General features: G+C 66.4%; 19 protein-coding genes and 1 riboswitch. Of the genes, 7 read left to right on the forward strand and 12 right to left on the reverse strand.

What is annotated here, in order from left to right; all coding sequences use genetic code 11:
- Positions 1–23: 23 nt before the first annotated feature.
- On the reverse strand, positions 24–524 hold the full coding sequence (locus BLQ28_RS29135; RefSeq protein WP_093246822.1) for a GNAT family N-acetyltransferase: 501 nt from the start codon (positions 522–524) through the stop codon (positions 24–26).
- A 47-nt stretch (positions 525–571) separates the two neighbouring features.
- Here BLQ28_RS29135 and BLQ28_RS29140 point away from each other — a divergent pair, with 47 nt between their 5' ends.
- On the forward strand, positions 572–1240 hold the full coding sequence (locus BLQ28_RS29140; RefSeq protein ID WP_093246823.1) for a DedA family protein: 669 nt from the start codon (positions 572–574) through the stop codon (positions 1238–1240).
- A 91-nt stretch (positions 1241–1331) separates the two neighbouring features.
- Here the strand turns inward: BLQ28_RS29140 and BLQ28_RS29145 are convergent, their stop codons facing one another.
- The 3 genes from BLQ28_RS29145 to tsaE form a co-directional block, all read right to left on the reverse strand.
- Positions 1332–1619, reverse strand: a complete 288-nt coding sequence (locus tag BLQ28_RS29145) for a glycine zipper domain-containing protein (protein WP_093246979.1) — start codon at positions 1617–1619, stop codon at positions 1332–1334.
- A gap of 143 nt (positions 1620–1762) precedes the next feature.
- On the reverse strand, positions 1763–3280 hold the full coding sequence (locus BLQ28_RS29150; protein WP_093246824.1) for an N-acetylmuramoyl-L-alanine amidase: 1518 nt from the start codon (positions 3278–3280) through the stop codon (positions 1763–1765).
- Positions 3277–3786, reverse strand: coding sequence for a tRNA (adenosine(37)-N6)-threonylcarbamoyltransferase complex ATPase subunit type 1 TsaE (gene tsaE / locus BLQ28_RS29155; RefSeq protein ID WP_093246825.1), 510 nt, complete (start codon positions 3784–3786; stop codon positions 3277–3279). The genes BLQ28_RS29150 and tsaE overlap by 4 nt, the downstream gene beginning before the upstream one ends.
- Between tsaE and queG the strand changes: the two genes are divergently transcribed.
- From queG to BLQ28_RS29185, 6 genes are all read left to right on the forward strand, one after another.
- Positions 3772–4845 (forward strand): tRNA epoxyqueuosine(34) reductase QueG, encoded by a 1074-nt coding sequence (gene queG, locus BLQ28_RS29160; RefSeq protein ID WP_176801258.1) that lies wholly within the window; start codon positions 3772–3774, stop codon positions 4843–4845. The two genes, tsaE and queG, sit on opposite strands and share 15 nt — an antisense overlap.
- Before the next feature lie 323 nt (positions 4846–5168).
- Positions 5169–6029 carry an ABC transporter permease gene (locus BLQ28_RS29165; RefSeq protein WP_093246981.1) on the forward strand — a complete coding sequence of 287 codons (861 nt, stop codon included), beginning with the start codon at positions 5169–5171 and terminating at the stop codon, positions 6027–6029.
- A gap of 10 nt (positions 6030–6039) precedes the next feature.
- Positions 6040–6861, forward strand: a complete 822-nt coding sequence (locus BLQ28_RS29170; protein ID WP_093246826.1) for an ABC transporter permease — start codon at positions 6040–6042, stop codon at positions 6859–6861.
- 19 nt (positions 6862–6880) lie between these two features.
- On the forward strand, positions 6881–7699 hold the full coding sequence (locus BLQ28_RS29175) for an ABC transporter ATP-binding protein (protein WP_093246827.1): 819 nt from the start codon (positions 6881–6883) through the stop codon (positions 7697–7699).
- A gap of 22 nt (positions 7700–7721) precedes the next feature.
- Positions 7722–8822 (forward strand): ABC transporter substrate-binding protein, encoded by a 1101-nt coding sequence (locus BLQ28_RS29180; RefSeq protein ID WP_093246828.1) that lies wholly within the window; start codon positions 7722–7724, stop codon positions 8820–8822.
- A gap of 11 nt (positions 8823–8833) precedes the next feature.
- Positions 8834–10198, forward strand: coding sequence for a sulfatase family protein (locus tag BLQ28_RS29185; protein WP_371126718.1), 1365 nt, complete (start codon positions 8834–8836; stop codon positions 10196–10198).
- A 106-nt stretch (positions 10199–10304) separates the two neighbouring features.
- Here BLQ28_RS29185 and BLQ28_RS29190 read toward each other — a convergent pair whose 3' ends face one another.
- From BLQ28_RS29190 to BLQ28_RS29225, 8 genes are all read right to left on the reverse strand, one after another.
- On the reverse strand, positions 10305–12278 hold the full coding sequence (locus BLQ28_RS29190) for an alpha/beta hydrolase family protein (RefSeq protein ID WP_093246830.1): 1974 nt from the start codon (positions 12276–12278) through the stop codon (positions 10305–10307).
- 346 nt (positions 12279–12624) lie between these two features.
- Positions 12625–13005: an arsenate reductase (glutaredoxin) gene (gene arsC / locus BLQ28_RS29195; RefSeq protein ID WP_093246831.1), complete on the reverse strand. Its 381-nt coding sequence runs from the start codon at positions 13003–13005 to the stop codon at positions 12625–12627.
- Positions 13006–13031: 26 nt separating this feature from the next.
- Entirely contained in the window at positions 13032–13718 is a 687-nt protein-coding gene (locus tag BLQ28_RS29200; protein WP_093246832.1) for a glutathione S-transferase family protein, read from the reverse strand.
- Between the two features lie 32 nt (positions 13719–13750).
- Positions 13751–14263 carry a 6,7-dimethyl-8-ribityllumazine synthase gene (locus BLQ28_RS29205; RefSeq protein WP_093246833.1) on the reverse strand — a complete coding sequence of 171 codons (513 nt, stop codon included), beginning with the start codon at positions 14261–14263 and terminating at the stop codon, positions 13751–13753.
- A 97-nt stretch (positions 14264–14360) separates the two neighbouring features.
- Positions 14361–14522: riboswitch (FMN riboswitch) on the reverse strand.
- Between the two features lie 97 nt (positions 14523–14619).
- The gene (locus BLQ28_RS29210) at positions 14620–16800 is read right to left on the reverse strand and encodes a TonB-dependent siderophore receptor (RefSeq protein ID WP_093246834.1); all 2181 of its coding nucleotides are present in this window, start codon (positions 16798–16800) and stop codon (positions 14620–14622) included.
- 308 nt (positions 16801–17108) lie between these two features.
- Positions 17109–18200: a DNA glycosylase AlkZ-like family protein gene (locus tag BLQ28_RS29215; RefSeq protein ID WP_093246835.1), complete on the reverse strand. Its 1092-nt coding sequence runs from the start codon at positions 18198–18200 to the stop codon at positions 17109–17111.
- Positions 18201–18339: 139 nt separating this feature from the next.
- Positions 18340–19218 carry a sugar phosphate isomerase/epimerase family protein gene (locus tag BLQ28_RS29220; protein WP_093246836.1) on the reverse strand — a complete coding sequence of 293 codons (879 nt, stop codon included), beginning with the start codon at positions 19216–19218 and terminating at the stop codon, positions 18340–18342.
- Between the two features lie 8 nt (positions 19219–19226).
- The gene (locus tag BLQ28_RS29225) at positions 19227–20414 is read right to left on the reverse strand and encodes a dihydrodipicolinate synthase family protein (RefSeq protein WP_093246837.1); all 1188 of its coding nucleotides are present in this window, start codon (positions 20412–20414) and stop codon (positions 19227–19229) included.
- Positions 20415–20419: the final 5 nt, after the last annotated feature.

Here is a 20419-nt window from a genome sequence, read left to right on the forward strand (position 1 = left end):
TGAGTCTCTCCGGGTGGGTGGTTTTATCGAGGTTGCAACAACTGCTTGAACATGACGAAGGCGTCCACGTAGCCGTGCTGCGGATGCCTGAAGGCGCCGGGCAGGGTGCCGACGATGTCGAAGCCCATCTTGCGCCAGAGCCGCACCGCGCCTTCGTTGGTGGACACCACGAAGTTGAACTGCATCGCGCGAAAGCCCATTCGAACGGCCTCCTGCTGCGAGTGTTCGCACAGCGCCGAGGCAACGCCCAGGCCGCGCGCGGCGTCGGACACCACATAGCCGCAATTGCTCACGTGCGCGCCCTGGCCCGGCTGGTTGGGCCGGATGACGTAGGTGCCAAGCACCGTGCCCTCGTCGTTGCAGGCCACGAAGGTCGCGGTGGGCACCTTCGTCCACGAGTGGCGTGCCTGCTCTTCGGTGATGTCGGGCGCGTAGGTGTAGGTGTCGCCGCGGCGAAAGGTCGGTTCAAGGACGGCCCAGATGGCCGGCCAGTCCGCGTCGAGCGCGGCGCGTATGTGCAGCATGGGGTGATTCAGGGTGCGTTCGGGTTCAGCAAGGATAATCCGCGCCCATGGAAATCATCAGCTTTCTCGTCGACTTCATTCTTCATGTCGACAAACACCTCGAGGCCTTCGTCATCGCCTATGGCCCCTGGGTCTATGCACTGCTCTTCCTGATCGTCTTCGTGGAGACGGGGGCGGTGGTGATGCCGTTCCTGCCGGGCGATTCGCTGCTCTTCATCGTCGGCGCGCTGTGCGGCGCGGGGCTCATGAACTTTCCGCTGGCCTGCGGCATCCTGATTGCAGCGGCCATCCTCGGAGACCAGACCAACTATTCGATCGGCCGCTACTTCGGGCCGAAGGTCTTCCAGTGGGAGAGTTCGCGCTTCTTCAACCGCAAGGCCTTCGACCAGGCCCACAGCTTCTACGAGCGCTATGGCGGCATCACCATCATCCTGGCGCGCTTCATGCCCTTCATTCGCACCTTTGCCCCGTTCGTGGCGGGCGTGGCGGAAATGAGCCGCGCGAAGTTCACCATGTTCAACGTGGTGGGCGCGCTGATCTGGGTGCTGGGCATCGCGACGGCGGGCTACTTCTTCGGCAACCTGCCGTTCGTGCGGCAGCACCTGGACAAGATCATCTGGGCGCTGATCTTCGTGCCGGGCCTGCTGGCGATCTACGGCGCATGGCGCGCCTCGAAGGCCGAGAAGGCACGCGCGGCGCAGGTGCCGCAGGCCTGATCGCCATCGGGCTCCCATCAACAAAAAGCGCGCCCGAAGGCGCGCTTTTTTCTTGTGGCGGGTCCGAGCCGCAGCGGCGGCTCAGCTCAGGTCAGTAGTTCGGCCCGTTGCCCGGGTAGTAGCCGCTGCCCGACGGATAACGCTGCTGGTTGTAATAGTTGCGTTCGTCGGCGTTACGACCCACCTGGTTGCCGATGATGCCGCCGATGGCAGCGCCACCCAGCGTCGCGCCGGTGTTCTTGCCGATCGCATTGCCGATCAGTGCACCGCCCACCGCGCCCACGCCAGTACCGAGGTTCTGGTTGGGACCGCTGGCGCAACCTGCAATCGTCATGACCGAAGCGGCTGCGGCTGCAGCGATCCAGAGACGTGTGTTCATGATGTCCACCTTTCGAGGAGTGATGTCCCATCATGTCCAGAAGCAAGGTGCCGCGGGTGTAGGAGCCTGCCGCGCCTGCCTGTGCGGTGCAGCAAGCCGCCCGACGTGGGACACGAGGGGGCGGCGGCTTTACAAAGGCCCGGCTACAGCTGCCGGCTGCGCGCCAGCGGCGGGTTCTGCGCGAAGTAGCGCTGGATGCCGCGCATGAGCGCATCGGCCAGGCTTTCCTGGTACTCCACGCGGCGCAGGTTGGCTTCTTCTTCGGGGTTGCTGATGAAGGCGGTTTCGACCAGCACGCTGGGAATGTCGGGCGCCTTCAGCACGGCAAAGCCGGCCTGCTCGACCTGGCCCTTGTGCAACCGCGCACCGATGCCCTTGATCTCGCCCAGCATCGCGCCGCCGAGCTTCAGGCTGTCGTTGATCTGCGCGGTGGTGCTCATGTCGAGCAGCGCGCGCTGCACCTGCGCCTCGTGGTTGCCGACGTTGACGCCGCCGACCTTGTCGGCGTCGTTCTCCTTGTTGGCGAGCCAGCGCGCCGCGCTGCTCGATGCGCCGCTCTGGCTCAGCGCGAACACGCTGGCGCCGCGCGCGGCGGGCGTGGTGAAGGCGTCGGCATGGATGCTCACGAACAGGTCGGCCTGCACGCGCCGCGCCTTCTGCACGCGCACGCCCAGCGGCACGAAGAAGTCGGCGTCGCGCGTGAGAAAGGCGCGCATCGGGCTGCCGTTGACGCTGCCCGCGTTGATGCGTTCGCGCAGCCGGTGCGCCACCTGCAGCACGATGTCTTTCTCGCGCGTGCCGTTGGGGCCGATGGCGCCGGGGTCTTCGCCGCCGTGGCCGGGGTCGAGCGCCACGATGATGATGCGGTCGGTGCGGCTCGCGGTGGCGCCGCCTCGCGCGACGGCCACCGGTGGCGGTGCGGGTGGTGGCGGCGGGATGGGCCTGATAGGTGCCGTGCCCGCCACGGACGGCGGCGGGGCGACGATCACGGGTGATGCGGTCGGGCGGTCGTTCCCTGCGATGACCGGTGGTGCCGTGGTCGATGGGCCGGGGCGCATCGACTGCTGCGCCATCAGCTCGCCCAGCGGGTCGCCGGCCGGCGTGGCGGGGCGCACCGGCGTGACGGGTGCAGTGGGCGCGGTCGCCACGGCCGTGCCGTTGCTGCTGGTACCGCCGCTGGACTTGGGCGCATCGCGCAGCCGCTCGGCGATCAGCGCTTCCATCGGGTCGATGGCCTGCTCGGGGTACAGGTCGAGCACCAGCCGGTGCTTGTAGGCCGCCACGGGCGCCAGCGAGAACACCTGCGGCACCACCGCCTGCTTCAGGTCGAACACGATGCGCACCACCTTCGGCGCGTTCTGTCCGACACGCAGGCCGTTGATGTACGGGTCGCCGGGCTTGATCTTGCCGACCAGCTCGCGCAGCTCGGGGTTCAGGTCGATGCCCTCGATGTCGACGGCCAGCCGCGGCGGGCTGCCCACCACGAGCTGCTGCGAGTTGAGGCGGGCATCGGACTCGATGGTCACGCGGGTGTAGTCGGCCGCGGGCCAGACCCGCACGGCGAGGATGGTGGCGCCGCGCGCGATCTGGTGCACGCCGAGCATCAGCGCGATGCTGCCGCCCTGCAGCAGCACGCGCCGTTTGATGCCGCCCGCCTTCATGCGGCGATGCGCGCCAGCAGATCGCTGCCGCGAGGGGTGTTCGCGAGGAGGGTCACGCTGCGTGTGTCGTCAGTCATTGCTTCGATTTTAATAGCTAGGTCGGCCGGTGGTGTGCGCCCTGCGGCGTTTTCTGGCCACTCTGCCAACTTGAGGCCGGGGCCCGCGAAGATGTCGCGGAAACCGGCGTCGTCCCATTCGCGCGGATCGGCGAAACGGTAGAAGTCGAAATGGAAGATCGCGAGCCCGTCGGGCGCTTCGTGCGGTTCGACCACGGCATAGGTCGGGCTCTTGATGCGGCCTTCGATGCCGAGGGCGCGCAGCAGGTGTCGTACGAAAGTGGTCTTGCCGGCGCCGAGGTCGCCATGCAGCGCGATGAAGGCATCGCGCAACGCAGGCGCGGCGGCGAGCGATCGCGCGAAAGCTTCGGTGTCGGCTTCGCTGCACCAGCGCACGATGCGTGTGGTGCCTTTGGGCGTTTCTACAATCGGCAAGTGATCGTCAGCCATCCACTCGTTGTTCGTATTCAGGCATTGGCCCGGGAACTCGGATTCTCCCAAATCGGAATCGCGGGCGTCGATTTATCGAGCGCCGAGGACGGTCTGATGCAATGGCTGGCCCATGGGTTCCATGGCGAAATGCAATACATGGCAACGCACGGCACCCGCCGCGCGCGTCCGGCCGAGCTGGTGCCGGGCACGGTGAGCGTGATCACCGCGCGCATGGACTACCTGCCGCGCAGCACCGCGCCCGACTGGCAGGCCATCGAGTTCGACCGCCTCACGCGGCCCGGCGAGGCCATCGTGTCGGTCTATGCGCGGGGCCGCGACTATCACAAGGTGCTGCGCAACCGGCTCGCGAAGCTGGCCGAGCGCATCGCCGAAGAGGTTGGCCCCTTCGGGCACCGCGCCTTCACCGACTCGGCCCCCGTGCTCGAAGCCGAGCTGGCCTCGCGCAGCGGGCAGGGCTGGCGCGGCAAGCACACGCTGGTGCTCGACCGCAACGCGGGCTCGATGTTCTTCCTGGGCGAGATCTATGTCGACATGGATCTGCCGCCGAGCGAGCCCGTCACCGCGCACTGCGGCAGCTGCAGCGCCTGCATCGACGTGTGCCCGACGCAGGCCATCGTCGCGCCGCAGCGGCTGGACGCGCGGCGCTGCATCTCCTACCTGACCATCGAGCACGGCGGCCCGATTCCGCTGGAGCTGCGACCGCTGATGGGCAACCGCATCTACGGTTGCGACGACTGCCAGCTCATCTGCCCCTGGAACAAGTTCGCCAAGAAGAGCGAGCTGCCCGACTTCGACGCGCGCGAAGGGCTCACGGGGCGCACGCTGGCCGAGCTGTTCGCGTGGAGCGAAGAAGACTTTTTGCGCCGCACCGAAGGCAGCCCGATCCGGCGCATCGGCCACGAGCGCTGGCTGCGCAACATCGCGGTGGCGCTGGGCAATGCGGTGCGCTCCGGTGAAGCGGGCGCGCAGGAGGCGCTGGCGACCCGCGCCGCGCATCCGAGCGAACTTGTGCGCGAGCATGTCGCGTGGGGGCTCGCGCAGGAAGCGGTCGCCTAGCTGCGTGCGATGCGCGAGCGGGTCGCCCCAGGCCCCATCGGCGCCGGCATCAGTTGAGTCGGCTATATGCAACTGACATTTGATTCGTTCCGGATGCGTGGCCCGCAAATCAGAATGCGGCCTTCATCGCCATGCATCAAGAACTTCAACATCCGCGTTTGCCTACCCGCCTGCCATCGGCAGCGGGTGCGGCGCGTCGATGTCTGGGCTGACGACAGCACGCCTTGAATGCGGCGGCGCAGCCCGCCCGTCTTCGATTCTTTTTTCTCTCCTTGATGGACAACGCGGAGGCGAATGCCGTTCGCGAGAACCATCGCACCGCCATGGCTGTACCTTCCGCCGAACTTCCTCTCATCGAGCTTGCTGCTGCAGGCAATGCACCGCGCGCCCTTTCGCTGGCGCAACGGCTGCGCGCATCGGCGCGCTACCTTGCTTCGTCGCGCTGGGTCGGCTGGCCCTTTCCGCTGCTGGTGCTGCTGCTCTGGCAGCTCGGTGCGCACTACGAGTGGATCGCGCCGCAGGTGCTGCCGCCGCCGGCCATCGTCTGGAACACGCTGGTCGATCTGTTCAGCACAGGCGAGATCTGGGGCCACTTGCAGATCAGTCTGACGCGTGTGTTCGCTGGCTTCGCGCTGGGGCTGTTCGCGGGGTTCGCGCTGGGCGTGACCATGGGGCTGTCGCCGCTTTTCAAGGACTACGTCTACCCCTTGTTCAAGGCGTTCAGCCAGGTGCCCGTGCTCGGGTGGCTGCCGCTGCTGATGCTGCTGGTCGGCATCGACGAATCGCTCAAGGTCCTGCTCATTGCCAAGGCCGCGCTGGTGCCGGTGGCGCTCAATACCTACAAGGGCATCCAGGGCGTGCCGACGCGTTATATCGAGGTGGCGCGCGTGCTCCGGTTCTCGCGCTGGCAACTGCTGCGCAAGGTGGTGCTGCCCTCGGCCTTCGCGCCGATCTGGAACGGCGTGCGCTACGGCTTCACGCATGCATGGCTGGCGCTGGTCGTGGTCGAGCTGCTGGCTTCCAGCGAGGGCATCGGCTTCCTGATCGTCTATGGCCGGCAGTTGTTCCAGCTCGACGTGGTGCTGGCGGCCGTGGTGGTGGTCGGTGCCGTCGGCTTCGCGCTCGACAAGGTCTTCGCGCTGATCGAAAAGCGCCTCACGCGCTGGCAGCGCCCCGGTTTCTGAGGACGACGGCATGAATGAAGCCAATGCACTGACGCCCCCCGCAACCGCGGCCCGCCGCGCGCACCCCGTGCCCAAGGCCCTGCGCGGCTGGGTCATTCCGCTGCTGCTTGTCGCGCTGTGGTGGAGCGCCGCGCGCTTCGGCTGGGGCAATGCGGCCTTCCTGGTATCGCCCGAAGCGGTGTGGCAGCGCGCGGTCGACTACACCGCGAGCGGCGAGCTGTGGGTGGCGCTGGGCTCGAGCCTGTGGCGCGACCTTGCCGGCTTCGCCATCGGCGTGACAGCGGGCCTGCTGGGCGGTGGCGTGCTCGGCCTGTCGCGGCTGGCAGAACGCGCGTTGGGGCCGAGCTTCCACACGCTCAAGCAGATTTCGCTGTTCGCATGGATTCCGCTGATCTCGGTCTGGTTCGGCCTGGGCGATGCGGCCAAGGTGGCGTTCCTTTCGCTGGCCGCTTTCTTCCCCGTGGTGCTCAACACGCACGAAGGCATTCGCAGCGTGCCGCGCGAACTGATCGAGGTCGCGCGGGTGCTCAGGTTCAGCCGCTGGCAGATGCTCACGCGCGTGGTGTTGCCCAGTGCCTCGCCCTCGATCTTCGCGGGCATCCACCTGGCGCTGATCTATGCCTGGCTTGCAACGCTTGGCGCCGAGTACCTGCTGGTCTCGGGCAAGGGCATCGGCAACACCATGATCGACGGGCGCGAGCATTTCCAGATGGACCTCGTGCTCTTCGGCGTGATCGTGGTCGGCCTCACCGGCTTCACGCTCAACTGGATCGCCACCCGCATCGAGACCCGGCTGCTCGCCTGGCGCGGCCGGCTGGTCGCCCAATTCTGACAACGCAAGGAACACGACCGTGGCTCACGCAGGAACGCTGGACATCCGGCATCTCCACAAGCAGTACGAGGTAGAGGGCACGCCGTTGCCCGTGCTCAGCGACATCTCGCTGAGCATCGCGCCGGGCGAATTCGTCAGCATCGTCGGCACCAGCGGGTGCGGCAAGTCGACGCTGCTGCGGCTGGTGGTCGGCCTGGAGGGCGACTACCAGGGCGAGCTGCTGCTCGACGGCCATCGCATCGTCGGCACCAGCCTGGAGCGCGGCATCGTGTTCCAGGAGCACAGGCTGTTTCCCTGGCTCAACGTCGAGGACAACATTGCGCTGAGCCTGCTCAACGCACCGCTGACCGAAGCCCAGAAGCGCGTGCAGGTGCACGAGCACATCGAGCTGGTGGGGCTGCAGGGTTTCGAGAAGGCGTTTCCGCACCAGCTTTCGGGCGGGATGTCGCAGCGCGTGGCGATCGCGCGGGCCCTGGTCAACCGGCCCGAGGTGCTGCTGCTCGACGAGCCCTTCGGCGCGCTCGACGCGATGACGCGCGCGCACCTGCAGCAGGAGCTGCTGCGCATCTGGCAGGCGGAAGGCATCACGACCATCCTGGTCACGCACGACGTGGAAGAGGCCGTGTTCCTGGGCGACAAGGTGGTCGTGATGGAGCCTCGCCCGGGCCGCATCCGCCGCATCGTTCCCGTGCCGCTCGCGCATCCGCGCAACCGGGCGAGCCAGGCTTTTGCCGAGATCAAGGAAAGCGTGCTCGCCGAATTCTCGGGACAGCCGGCCGAAGCCCCGGCGCTGGTGCCCGCATCGCGCAGCGCCGGGTCGGTGCTGTTCGCCATCTGATCTTTTCCATCGAAAGCCTTTCATGCGCACTTCTTCTTCGTCATCTCTTTCCGCCGGCCGCAGGTCGTTCGTTGCCCTCGCCATGCTGGCCGGGCTGTTCGGTACCACCCTCGCATCGGCCGCCGACCTGCCCAAGGTGATCCGCCTGGCCGCGCCTGAGCAGGGCAGCCAGGGCAAGTCTTTTGCCGGCGCCGGGCCGGTGTCGCTGGTCTATGCCCAGAAGGCGCTGGAGGCCGAGTTCGAGAAGGACGGCGTCAAGATCGAATGGAAGTTCTTCAAGGGCGCGGGCCCGGCCATCAACGAGGCACTGGCCACCGGCCAGCTCGACGTCGTGTTCCTGGGCGACCTGGCCGGCGTGATCGGCCGCGCCAACGGCCTGAAGACGCGGCTCGTCGCCTCGGGCGGACGCAACAGCAACAGCTACCTGGCGACCGCGCTGGGCAGCAACATCCAGAGCTTCAAGGACCTGAAGGGCAAGCGCGTGGCAGTGCTGCGCGGCACGGCCTACCAGCTGTCTTTCAACCGCCTGCTCGAAGATGCCGGCCTGACCGAGAAGGACGTGCGCTTCACCAACCTCGACTGGCCGACCTCGAAGGCGGCGCTGGTCAGCAAGGACATCGACGCGACCTTCGGCGGCTCCGACCTGCAATTGCTCAAGCTTGCGGGCACGGCCGAGATCCCGGTCAGCACCCGCGGCAGGGGGCCGATCTACGGCATCAACTCGGGCGTGATCGCGACCGACACCTTCGCGAAGCAGCACCCCGAAGCGCTCACGCGGCTGATCAAGGTGATCGTGAAGCAGGCGCAGTCGGCGTCCGACAACAGCAAGCGCGATGCGCTGTTCGCGCGCTTCGGCGAAATTAGCGGCCAGCCCGTCGCGCTGTTCAGCAGCGACTTCGAAGGCGCCTCGCTGAAAGAGCGCTACTCGCCGCTGCTGGACGATGGCTATGTCTCGCACTACACCGATGTGATCGACGGCGCGAAAAAGGTCGGCATCATCCGCCAGACCTTCAATGCCAGGGCCTGGGCCGATCCGAGCTTCCTTGCGCGTGCGCTCAAGGAGCTTCAGCTCGAGAATTTCTGGGCGCCCACCAACGCGGCAGGCCTGGCCGCAAGGCAGTGAGGTCGATGGCGATGAGCAGCAGCAAGACCCCCAACATCATCGTCATCCTGGCGGACGACCTCGGCTACGCGGACCTCGGTGTCTACGGCCAGACCGGCTTTGCGACCCCGCACCTCGACGGCCTGGCTGCAGAGGGCGTGCGCTTCACCCAGGCCTATGCGAACTCGGCCGTTTGCTCGGCGACCCGCTTCGCGCTGATCACCGGGCGCTACCAGTATCGGCTGCGAGGCGGGCTGGAGGAGCCGATCGCCACCAATGGCAAGGGCCTCGGCCTGCCGCCCGAACACCCGACGCTGCCTTCGCTGCTCAAGGCCGCGGGCTACGACACCGCGCTGATCGGCAAGTGGCACCTGGGCCGCCCGCCCGAGTACGGCCCGCAGCGCAGCGGCTACGACCGATTCTTCGGCAACCTTGGCGGTGCCGTCGACTACTTCACGCACAAGGCGGGCGTCGGCGACGACCTGCCGCGCGATCTCTACGAGGGCGACGTGCCGGTCAAGCGCACCGGCTACTACACCCAGATACTGGCCGACGAAGCCGTGGCCTACGTGCGCGAGCGCGCCGAAACACCCGACAAGCCCTTCTTCTTGTCGCTGCACTTCACGGCCCCGCACTGGCCGTGGGAAGGGCCGGAAGACGAGCACGTTTCGCGCGGGCTCAAGGACCTCTTTCACTACGACGGCGGCAACCTCGAGACCTACGGAAAGATCGTGGGCGCGCTCGATGCGGCCGTCGGGCAGGTGCTGGCGGCGCTCGACCGGGGCGGCCTGGGCGACAACACGATCGTCGTCTTCACCAGCGACAACGGCGGCGAGCGCTTCTCCAAGAACTGGCCCTTCACCGGCCAGAAGACCGAACTGCTCGAAGGCGGGCTGCGCGTGCCGACGCTGCTGCGCTGGCGCCAGCGGCTCGCGCCACGGGTTCAGCCGCAGGTGACCATCTCGATGGACTGGCTGCCGACCTTGCTCGCGGCCGCGGGCGTGGCGGCGCATCCTGACTACCCTAGCGATGGCGAGAACATCCTGCCGGTGCTGGAGGGCAGCGCGCCCGTGCATCCGAGGCAGCTCTATTGGCGCTACAAGTCGCAGTCGCAGCGCGCGGTGCGCGACGGCGACTGGAAGTACCTCAAGATCAACGACAACGAGTTTTTGTTCGACGTGGCCGTCGACCAGCGCGAGCGGGCCAACCTGCGTGCGCGCGAGCCCGAGGTCTTCGAGCGGCTGCGCCGGCAATGGGCTGCGTGGGACCAGAATTTTCTGCCGATCACCGACGAGGTGTTCACGCACGGCGTGACGCCCGACATACAGGCGGATCGCTACGTGCCCGACCGCTTGCACCGTGCGGCGGTGCTTGGCGCGCCGAACGGGACGCGTTAAGACGAAGACTGAAAGAACGGATCGATGTTGTTCAGTGCAGCGCGCGCTGCTGGCAATGGCCCGCACGCGCGGCTGCAGCGGAAGGCGGGTTGATACCCGCCTGCATTCAGTTCGTGTCTGCGTGGCTTTCGAAGAAACTGCGAGCCGCAAGCAGGCAAGGGGGGCTCACAAGCAGATAGTGATATCCATCCAGAGTCTTTTGTGATTTTTCACGCGCCGTAACTGGGTTCAATATGTTCCAGTTGATAGCTGATGCAAGCCGAAATCCCGTGTGCGCAAAGGCGAACGAGTCGCCAGGAGCAGGTGTCGCCTCAAGGTCAATGACTTTCAGTTTGTCGTCGGGCATTCCATTGGCACGAAAGTAAGCGGCGGTCGCCAAGGTGCTGCGAAAGCTCACGGTCGCGTCCAGGCCACCACCGCACATCAGGACCGGGCGCTGTGGCGTCCAATCGCGAAGGTCGTTTGCAAGTGCTGCCTTGCGCATTGCATTTCGCGGCTGGCATTGGAGCGGGGTTGAGGCACCAGGGTTCGCTGCAGATCCATTCACCTCTTCGCTTGGGAGCTTGAATTTTTTCCCCGCATTCATGTGAAGAACAGCGCTCTCGATGAGGGGGGCGTACTGGACCATGGTGCGCTTGATGGCCGGAAGATCGGTCCCAAAGCCCGCGCTCAGGGCGACCCCCACTAGCCAAGGTGGATTTTCAATCCACCTCATGATTGCTGCAATCGATCCAAGAGTCGTCAGGTCGACGCCGGTGGCGGTCTGGATTCGATCAACAACTTCCTTTGCGCCAGAAAGTCTGTAGTCCACATACGTTTCCGCCAGTTCGGGTAGATCTGACAAAGGGGCCAACGTATTGCCGGGGCAGGAGTTGGATCTGATGTCTTCCAGCACGGCTCTGATGTACGTGCCTTTGATCAAGTTCGCGTCACCGCTCTGCTTGAACCACGGGTTCGGAACAGACGGCTTGTCGCTTTCCGGAAAGAACTCATAGGCGGGAAGCTTGCCGCTAGTGATCACATCGTTGAGCGTTGGTTGGTTGCTCGGCATCAAGGCTTCAATGCCACTGGCATATCGAGCTTCATAGATTTCTCCAGGGTCGGCATAGAGACTGCCAAACTGCGTTTGCCAAGAGGTTGTCAAGAGAGGGATGAAGGGCGTTGCCCCATTGGAAGTCAGTCCCTGGAAGTTGTGATCGATCAGCAGGCTGATGGCTGAGGGCGCAGAGATGGGGGCCGATGCCGTGATCGACTGCCCTGTAGCCTGCAATTCACGATGCGCTGCCATTGCAACGTAGCCGCCTTGGGAAATGCCTGTCACCAAGAGCTTGCCGGAATCTTTTCCACCGATTTCAGGCAATGCCTTTCGTGCTGCGGTGAGCGCGTCGACCAGATCTTTGCCTTGCTGGTCGCCATTCAGGTACGGGTGGTATGGAAGATTCGACTTGCCGTACCCGGCTAGGTTAGGCGCCACCACGATATAGCCGCGTGACGCAAAGACGGCTGCCACCAGCATGCCCTCTGCCGCTGCCGGCTGCGTTGGATCGGTGAGCTTTGTGAAGGTGTAGTCGCGCGTGAACCAGGTTCCGTGAGCGTAGAGCGCGATAGGGCGGGGGCCTTGACACATGGGGCTCGCGCCCGTGGGAATCATGACGACGCCGTTCGCATTGATGATCGCGCCTTTCTCGTCGCCCGTGCGGTATTCCAGCTCACGCAGATCGATGCCACACGCAACGGCCGATTTACCGGTGATTGCAGGAAAGCCCATGAGCACTTGCTTGAGTGCCGGGTGTTCTTCAAGGCGAAGGCTGAACTCATCGGCCGAGAGCCGTTGCAGGAGTGCGGGTGGGCTGACTATCAGCGACCCTCTGCCTGCCGACGCCGTAGGTGGTGCACTGTCCGCTCCGCGTGCGGGCAATTGCGCTACGGTATCGAGTGCTTTCACCTCGCTATCCACCACTGCTGAACTCTGTTTGAGAGAGATCGGGAGCAATCCTGAACCTCCCCCGTTTCCTCCGCCGCCGCATGCAACTACGACCCACGCCGTGCACAGCATCGGCGCAATTTTCCATGACCTCATGAACCGTCTCCCTTGTGAAAGTTTCGAGCGGCCGGAGTCTAGGAAGAGCTTGGAGTTAACACTGTCAAGTGCTGGTTAATTGCGCCAGATTGCGGGTTTTCCACTGCACTAGTGTTGCGTTATCCGCGGAATATTTCACGAGACAAGCACTGCAGTCTTGGTGGTGGACGATGAATTGCCGCTTGCATTCACTTTCTTTGCAAGACGGCATCCGGCGGCGATCGCTTAACTGACAGATACCTATCTGAGCCGGATGCCGCGAGAGACTGATCGCAAACGTCCCGGGGTCGCGCCCGCGTGGCGAATGTCGTCGGCTCAATCAGACCAGAATGCTCCTCCGGTCTTTTTAGATCGGCAGGATCTCGCGCACCCGCTCCCACGGCCGGCACATCAGCGTGCCGCGCGGCGACACCACGATCGGCCGCTGCAGCAGGATCGGGTGCGAGACGATGAAGTCGAAGAGCTGGTCGTCGGTCCACTTCGGATCGGCCAGGTCCAGTTCTTCGTAGGGTGCTTCCTTCGTGCGCAGCAGGTCGCGCGCACCCAGGCCCATGGCTTTGGCCAGCTCGCGCAGCTTCTTCTTCGAGGGCGGCGTTTCCAGGTACAGGACGATCTCGGGTTCCACGCCGCTTTCGCGGATCAGGCCCAGCACGTTGCGCGAGGTGCTGCAGTTGGGCTTGTGGAAGATGGTCATCGGGTAGGCGGTGGTCGGGGTGCGTGCGGTCATGGTGTCGATGATGAAAGGAGCGGTGTTCAGTTCTGCTGGGCGCCGTGGTCCGCCGTGAACGGAAAGCGTGCGGCCCAGAAGTCGGCCAGCCGGGGATCGGCATCCACGCGCCGCACCACCGGTGTCATGCGCGGCGCCACGCGGTAGAAGCGCCGGCGCTGCGGCGTCCAGCGCGACATCACGGTCACGTACAGGTCGAGCATGCTCAGTTTTTCTCCCAGCAGGTAGGGCGCGGGCTCGTCGATCTGCGTGTCCATCAGGTGCCAGCAATGCGCGATGCGTTCGGCCGAGCGTTCGAGCATCGCGGCCTGCGCCGAAGGGTCGGGCACGAGGCGGGCGGGGTCGTCGCGCACCCAGAGCAGCGAGTAGATGGCGGCCGGCAGGTAGACCATCCAGCGCAGATAGCGCGCACGCAGGGGATGGTCGGGCGCGGGACACAGGCCGGCCTCGGGGTAGCGGTCGCCGAGCCAGATCAGGATGGCCGCGCTCTCGGTCATTACTTCGCCCGAAGGCAGCACGAGCGCAGGCACCTGCCGCATCGGGTTGATGCTCGCCACGCGGTCGCGCTCGGACTCGCTCTCCCATGTGGCGATGTCGACGGTGTCGACCTGCGCGCCGATGAGCGTCAGCGCGGCATGGATCGGCGTGGCGCCCGAGCCGGGGGCGCCGTAGAGGGTGTAGCGGTCTGCAGAGGCGGATGCGGATGAGGGCATCCGCGCAGGTTACTGCAGCCGCGGGGCCGTTGTCACGCGGCCAGCAGGGCGTCGATCTTGTTCAGCGCTTCGAGCGTCTTGAAGCAGGCTTCGGCCACTTCGGTGCCCTTCACCGCGAAGTGGCGATGGAAGTATTTGCGATGCTCCACGTGCTCGTGGAAGTGGTGCGGCGTGAGCACGGCCGAGAAGATCGGCACGTCGGTTTCGAGCTGCAGCGACATCAGCGTGCTGACGACGGTGTTCGCAACGAACTCGTGGCGGTAGATGCCGCCATCGACCACCAGCGCGCAGCCGATGATGGCCGCGTACCGGCCCGAGTTGGCCAGCCGCTTGGCGTGCAGCGGGATCTCGAAGGCGCCCGGCACATCGAAGATGTCGATGAGGTCGCGCGCCACGCCGAGCCGCGCCATCTCTTCGAGAAAGGCGTTGCGTGCCTGGTGGACGATGTCGGAATGCCACTGCGCCTCGACGAATGCGATGCGCGTGCCGCGCGGCGAATCCGATGCGGCAATGGCGGAGAGGGGAAGGTCGTTGATCTGACTCATGGTGTGCCTCTTGAAAGCAGGTTTCCTGAATCAGGGCGCACGAAACCACAGGGCAACTCGCACGCCTTGTGAAAAAGCGCGCGGGCCGACCCGCATTTCGCGCTCTCTTTCATCCGGACTGTGACCGTCGGCTTCGGAATCGCACCGAAATCTGCTGACCCTTCGGCCTGCTGGCGCAGGCCGAAGGCGCTCGCGGGCTCGTGCGGCTTTCGCCGCCATGACCGCCGGTGGGGAGTTTCGCCCCGCCCTGAGAACGCTTGTCGTCCGGCGAACCGGACAACGGCGCGATTCTAGGAGCGGCCCCGCGCGCAGGATGTCGCCAGCGCGCCAGACCTTCGCCCGTGCGGGGATTTTCTTCAGAAGCGATACGTTGCGTTCGCAGTCACTGTACGGCGCTGGCCGTAGAAGCAGTCGCCGCGCGCCAGGCAGGTCGTGAGCTGCACCTTGTCGGCCAGGTTGGCGATGTTGAGCGACAGGCGCAGCGGGCCGTTGTCCCAGGCGAGCATCGCGTCGAACAGCGTGGCCGAAGGCGTGCGCACGCCGTCCATGCCGTCCCACGATTCGCCCAGGTAGCGCACGCCGCCGCCCACCGAGAAGCCAGGCACGCCGCCGATGGAGAAGCGGCGCGTGACCCAGGCCGACGCCGTGTGCTTGGGCACGCCCGAGATGCGCTTGCCCAGGTCCGAGCCATTGCTGCGCGACACGCGCGCATCGGTGTAGGCGTACGAGGCGATCCAGTCCCAGTCGCGCGCGATGCTGCCTTTGTATTCCAGCTCCAGGCCCTTCACGTGCACCTCGCCGAGCTGCACGCTGTTGAGCGGCTTCGTCGGGTCGGGCGTCTTGCGGTTGGTGTCGCGCAGGTCGTACACGGCGGCCATGAACGAGGTGCGCTGGCCTTCGGGCTCCCACTTGATGCCGGCCTCCCACTGCTTGCCGCGCTGCGGCTTGAAGGGCGTGTTGTTCAGATCGACGCCACCGAGCGGCAGGAACGATTCGGCATAGCTCAGGTAGGGCGCCCAGCCACCGTCGGCCAGGTAGATCAGGCCCGCGCGCTTGGTGGTGGCCTTGTCGTCGGCCGTTGCGGCGGTGCGGCCTTCGGTACGGGTGGTGGCCTTGTCGTGGCGCAGGCCCAGCAGGCCGATCCAGCGGCCGTACTTGACCTGGTCCTGCAGGTACAGCCCGACCTGCTTTTGCACCACGTCGGGCGAGCGCGTGTAGCTGGTCGGCGGCGTGTAGTTGCCGTAGAGCGGCGCGTAGACATCGAGCGCCCCGGCGCGGCCGCGGCCCGACCACTTGGACGTGGTGTTGCGCTGGAAGTCGGCGCCGACCAGCAGCGTGTGCTCCGCCTCGCCGGTCTTGAAATGGGCTTCGGCCTGGTTGTCGAGCAGCAGCATCGTGCCGCCGTTGATGTCGCTGCTCAGGTCGCGCTCGATGGTGCGCTGGTCGGCGTTGAACACCGGCCGCGCGGGCCGTCGCGTGAGGCGGTTGGCGGCGAAGCTGGTGTACGAGGTGTTGTAGATCACCTTGCTTTCGGTCGCGCGCAGGTTCTGGCGGAAGGTCCAGGTGTCGTTCAGGCGGTGGCTGAACAGATAGCCGAGCGAGCTGTTGCGCGAGTCGTAGCGGTCGAAGCCCGGCTCGCCGGTGAAGGTCGATGTCGGGATCGGCCCGTAGAGCGAGGGCAGCAGCGTGCCCTGCCACGGGAAGAAGCCGATCAGCGAGCCGCTCTTGTCCTTCTGGTAGAGTGCCTGCAGCGTGAGCGAGGTGTCGGCGTTCGGGCGCCAGGTGAGCGAAGGCGCGACCACCACGCGGTCGTCGGCCACATGGTCGACCTGCGTGCCGCTGTCGCGCCCCACGGTCACGAGGCGATAGAGCCACTTGCCTTCGGTGTCGAGCGCACCGGTGAAGTCGGCCGCGATCTGCTTGCGGTTGTAGTTGCCGAGCTGCAGTTGCACCTCGCGCTGCGTCTCGGCCTGCGGCCGCTTCGAGACAAGGTTGAGCACGCCGCCGACCCCGCCCTGGCCGTACAGCACCGACGACGGGCCGCGCAGCAGCTCGACGCGCTCCAGCGTGTAGGGCTCGGCCTTGGTCGTGTTGTAGATGCCATAGCCGCGTTGCAGGCCGTCGAGGTATTGCACCGCGTCGCCGCCGCGCACCTTGAACGAATCGACGCGGCTGTCGAAGTAGCTCGACACCACGCCGGCCGTGTAGTTGGTGGTTTCGCGCAGCGTAAGCACGCCCTGCGCTTCCATCTGGTCGCGGGTGACGACCGAGATGGCCTGCGGCGTTTCGATCAGCGGCGTGTCGGTCTTGGTGGCGCTGCCGCCGCGCCTGGCGACGAAGCCCGTCACCGGGCCGGTGGCGGTCTCGCCCGCGTCGCCCGACACGGTGACGGTGGGCAGCGCCCTGCGGGGCTCGCCGGTTTCGTCCTTGTCTTCGGCATAGGCCGGCGCGGCGGCGCTCAGCGCCAGTGCGGTGGCGGCGAGCGTGGCGCGGCGGCAGTGCGAGAGGCGGAATCGTTGGCGGTTTCTGGATGTCATGTGCAGCTTCTCCTGTGTCCTGCGATGGGTAGGGGAGTGGCTGCGGCACGCATGCGGCGCGTGCCATGGCTTCTCTCGAATCAAGTTGTGGGTGCGACGCGCGCGGCCGGCCACGTGCCCGATGCGGGCAAGCGGCTGGTGTTGTGGGTCTTGTGGCGTCGCGGGGGTGTCAGCCACCGGTCGCGACGGCATGGCGTCGGTCCTGTGCGGCTGTCGTCTTCGTTCCTTCGAAGACGGCTGGCGGGCCCTTGCAGGGCGGCTGGCTGAGGGGCGTGATTATAGGAAGAAGCGGGCGCCTCAGGGGCGCATCAGCGGCCGGCCAGAAACTGCGTCATGCGCTGCAGTTCGTCATCGAGCGCCGCGCGAAACGCGGCGTCGCGCGGCTTCTTGTCTGCGTAGCCGAAGGCCGGTTGCAGGCGGCCCTCGGGCGCCGTCACGTTGGCCCAGCCGATCACGCGGTCGTGCCACAGCATCGGCAGCGCGTAGTAGCCGAACTGGCGTTTCGGCGCGGGCGTGTAGGCCTCGAACTTGTATGTCCAGTCCCACAGCAGCTCGAAACGGCGGCGGTCCCACACCACCGGATCGAAGGGCGCGAGCAGGCGCACGGCGTCGTCGGGCGCGTGCCGCCGCGAGGCAGGGTTTTCATCGGCGGGCCAGTACCAGGTCGTTCCGTCGATGCGACAACTGGCGAGTTCTTCGCGGGCCTGGCGCAAGGCGGCCTGCGTCTGCGCCGAAAGATGCGGGGCGCCGTAGCCCAGCAGGCGCACGAGGTAGGTCAGGCTCGCGGCCGGGAGCGGTGCGTACTTGCGCACCACCAGCGCGATCAACGCGGCGGCGCGTTGTGCGCGGCCGGCGGGGCTGTCGTCGGCGGGCGCGTGCGTGACCGCTTCATAGACGCGCGTGCCGCTGTCGCGCCGCACCACGCGCAGCAGGCCCCGGTAATGCAGCCCGTCGAGCAGGCGCGTGGTCGCGTTGCTCGAACCGCCCCAGTAGTTCTTCACGCTGCCGTGGGCAAAGTGCTGTTCGACCTGGCGCGGATGCACCGGGCCATGTTCCTGCACATAGGCCAGCACTTCGGCCGCCTTGCGGCGCGTGTCGGCGTCCCATGCGCGCTTGGCTTCGCGCGGATGCATCAGCGCAAGGTGCTCGCGCGGCAGAAAGCCGTAGTTGACGAGGCAGTCTTCCTCGATGGCAAGCCGGGTGTAGCGGCTTTCGAGATCGCCCGCGCGGTAGTCCTTCACGCGGTGGCGCAGCGTCAGGTCCTGCGCGCGCGCCGGTGCACGGATCGGGTCGGCCTGCACGAAACCGAGTTGCCGGATCGCACCCGGCAGGGTCGTGGGCTTGAAGAGGGTGCGCGCCACCGCATAGCGGCGCAGGTCGTCGAGGGTCGGGTCAGCCATGGGGCGAATTGCAGCACAGGTGGCTGTTTTTCGCTTTTGCGTTGTGTGGGGCGCGGAGTGTTTCAGGGTGCGCTCACGCCGACGGGGGACATTCGCGGAGGGGAGTACCCGGTGTCCTGTGCACGCGCCCCGAATGAATCTAGACGACCTGCTTGTGCCGCTCGATACACATATCGAGCGTTTCGCTTCCAGCCCGCTGCCACCAATCAAGATTGGAAAAGATCTCCACCTCGCTGAACCCCGCGAAGCCCGCGTCTTCGACCCAGCTGCGGATCTTTTTCAGCTCGACCACGCCGTCCCCCATCATCCCGCGATCGGAAAGCAGGTCGCGCGTTGGCGTGAGCCAATCGCAGACGTGATACGCCAGCAGCCGTTCGCGCCCGGCGCGGGCGATCTGCTGCTGCAGCTTCGGGTCCCACCAGACGTGATAGATGTCGAGCGCCACGCCCAGCATGCCGCTCTTGCCCGCGTCGAGTTCGTCGCAGATGTCGAGTGCGTGTTCCAGCGTGTTGATGCAGGCACGGTCGGCCGCCTGCATGGGGTGCAGCGGCTCGATGGCCAGCGGCATGCCGACCTCGCGGGCGTATTCGAGCGAGGCGGCGATGCCGTCGCGCACTTCACCGCGCGCGCGGCCGATGTCCTTGTACGCGGCCTTGCCTTCGAGCGCGCCGGGCAGGGCGCCGACCACCAGCACGAGACAGGGCGCGTCGAGCGTCTTCGCTTCATCGATGGCGCGGCGGTTGTCGTCGAGCGCGGCCTTCAGGCCCGCCGCATCGGCGGCGGGGAAAAAGCCGCCACGGCAGTAGCCCGAGAGGCCCATGCCATGCGCCTTCAGTTGCTTCGCTACCTTGTCGAGCCCGACGGCGGCCACCTGATCGCGCCAGGGGCTGATCGCGCGGATGCCGCGTTCGGCGCACTGGTCGATGATGCGGTCCAGCGGCACCTCGGCGCCCCGTTGCTTGCGCACCGTGGCAGTGTTGATCGACAGCCAGTCGTGGTTCTGCGAGAAGTCGCGCATGGGGTCGATCAGCTTTCCACGCCGTACAGCGAGAGCAAGGTCTTCATGCGCTGCACCGCCAGTTCGGGTTGCTCCAGCAGGTTGGCCGCGTCGGCCAGTCGGAACAGCTCGGCAAAGTGCTGCAGCGAGCGCGTGCTCTGCTGGCCACCCACCATCGTGAAGTGCTTCTGGTGGCCGTTGAGCCAGGCCATGAACACCACGCCTGTCTTGTAGAAGCGTGTGGGCGCCGCGAAGATGTGGCGCGACAGCGGCACCGTGGGCCCGAGGATCGCGTGGAACTTCTCGGTGTTGCCCCGCGCCAGTGCGCCCAACGCGGCGCTGGCTGCCGGCGCGATGGCATCGAAGATGCCCAGCAGCGCATCGCTCTTGCCGTGCGTTGGTTCGCTGCCGAAGCCGTCGCCGGCAATCAGCTCGGCGTAGTTGAAGTCGTCGCCGGTGTACATGCGAACGCCGCTCGGCAGGCGCCGGCGCATCGCGATTTCCTTGTCCTTGTCGAGCAGCGAGATCTTGATGCCATCGACCTTGTCGGGGTGCGCGGCGATGATGCCGAGCGCGGTGTTCATGGCCGCATCGACATCCTTCGTGCCCCAGTAGCCTGCGAGCGCCGGGTCGAACATGTCGCCCAGCCAGTGCAGCACCACCGGCTGCTTCGCCTGGCTCAGGATGCGGTCGTACACGCGTTCGTAGTCGGCGGGGCTTTTTGCCACGCGGGCCAGCGCGCGGCTGGCCATCACGATCAGCTTGCCGCCGAGCGCCTCGATGGCAGCCATCTGTTCTTCATAGCCGCGAATCACGTCGTCGACACTCTTCACGTCGTCGATGTTCAGGTGGTCGGTGCCGCAGCCCGAGGCCACCAGCGCGCCGGGCACGTCCCTCGCGGCGTCGAGCGAGCGGCGGATCAGTTCGAGCGAGGTCGGCCAGTCCAGGCCCATGCCGCGCTGCGCGGTGTCCATGGCTTCGGCCACGCCCAGGCCGAGCGAGAACAGATGGCGGCGGTAGGCGATGGTGGTGTCCCAGTCGACCGCGCACTGCAGCCATGGGTCGATGGCCGCGAGCGGATCGGCGACGACGTGCGCGGCCGAATATGCGATGCGGTTGAACTTCACGCCCGCATCGGGCTTGGCCGGCGTGGTGCCGCGCAGCGCGTAGGGCGCGAGCGATCCGCTCGCGGTGGGAAGAGTCAGCGAAAGAGCCATGGCTT

Origin of the sequence: Variovorax sp. EL159, assembly GCF_900100965.1 — a bacterium.
In the GTDB taxonomy this organism is placed as follows: domain Bacteria; phylum Pseudomonadota; class Gammaproteobacteria; order Burkholderiales; family Burkholderiaceae_C; genus Variovorax.

Bases quoted from the DNA above. Each gene is read 5' to 3' on its own strand.
- BLQ28_RS29135 (WP_093246822.1), bottom strand. From the start codon at position 524: ATGCTGCACATACGCGCCGCGCTCGACGCGGACTGGCCGGCCATCTGG.
- BLQ28_RS29140 (WP_093246823.1), top strand. From the start codon at position 572: ATGGAAATCATCAGCTTTCTCGTCGACTTCATTCTTCATGTCGACAAA.
- BLQ28_RS29145 (WP_093246979.1), bottom strand. From the start codon at position 1,619: ATGAACACACGTCTCTGGATCGCTGCAGCCGCAGCCGCTTCGGTCATG.
- BLQ28_RS29150 (WP_093246824.1), bottom strand. From the start codon at position 3,280: ATGAAGGCGGGCGGCATCAAACGGCGCGTGCTGCTGCAGGGCGGCAGC.
- tsaE (WP_093246825.1), bottom strand. From the start codon at position 3,786: ATGGCTGACGATCACTTGCCGATTGTAGAAACGCCCAAAGGCACCACA.
- BLQ28_RS29165 (WP_093246981.1), top strand. From the start codon at position 5,169: ATGGCTGTACCTTCCGCCGAACTTCCTCTCATCGAGCTTGCTGCTGCA.
- BLQ28_RS29170 (WP_093246826.1), top strand. From the start codon at position 6,040: ATGAATGAAGCCAATGCACTGACGCCCCCCGCAACCGCGGCCCGCCGC.
- BLQ28_RS29180 (WP_093246828.1), top strand. From the start codon at position 7,722: ATGCGCACTTCTTCTTCGTCATCTCTTTCCGCCGGCCGCAGGTCGTTC.
- BLQ28_RS29185 (WP_371126718.1), top strand. From the start codon at position 8,834: ATGAGCAGCAGCAAGACCCCCAACATCATCGTCATCCTGGCGGACGAC.
- BLQ28_RS29190 (WP_093246830.1), bottom strand. From the start codon at position 12,278: ATGAGGTCATGGAAAATTGCGCCGATGCTGTGCACGGCGTGGGTCGTA.
- arsC (WP_093246831.1), bottom strand. From the start codon at position 13,005: ATGACCGCACGCACCCCGACCACCGCCTACCCGATGACCATCTTCCAC.
- BLQ28_RS29200 (WP_093246832.1), bottom strand. From the start codon at position 13,718: ATGCCCTCATCCGCATCCGCCTCTGCAGACCGCTACACCCTCTACGGC.
- BLQ28_RS29205 (WP_093246833.1), bottom strand. From the start codon at position 14,263: ATGAGTCAGATCAACGACCTTCCCCTCTCCGCCATTGCCGCATCGGAT.
- BLQ28_RS29210 (WP_093246834.1), bottom strand. From the start codon at position 16,800: ATGACATCCAGAAACCGCCAACGATTCCGCCTCTCGCACTGCCGCCGC.
- BLQ28_RS29215 (WP_093246835.1), bottom strand. From the start codon at position 18,200: ATGGCTGACCCGACCCTCGACGACCTGCGCCGCTATGCGGTGGCGCGC.
- BLQ28_RS29220 (WP_093246836.1), bottom strand. From the start codon at position 19,218: ATGCGCGACTTCTCGCAGAACCACGACTGGCTGTCGATCAACACTGCC.
- BLQ28_RS29225 (WP_093246837.1), bottom strand. From the start codon at position 20,414: ATGGCTCTTTCGCTGACTCTTCCCACCGCGAGCGGATCGCTCGCGCCC.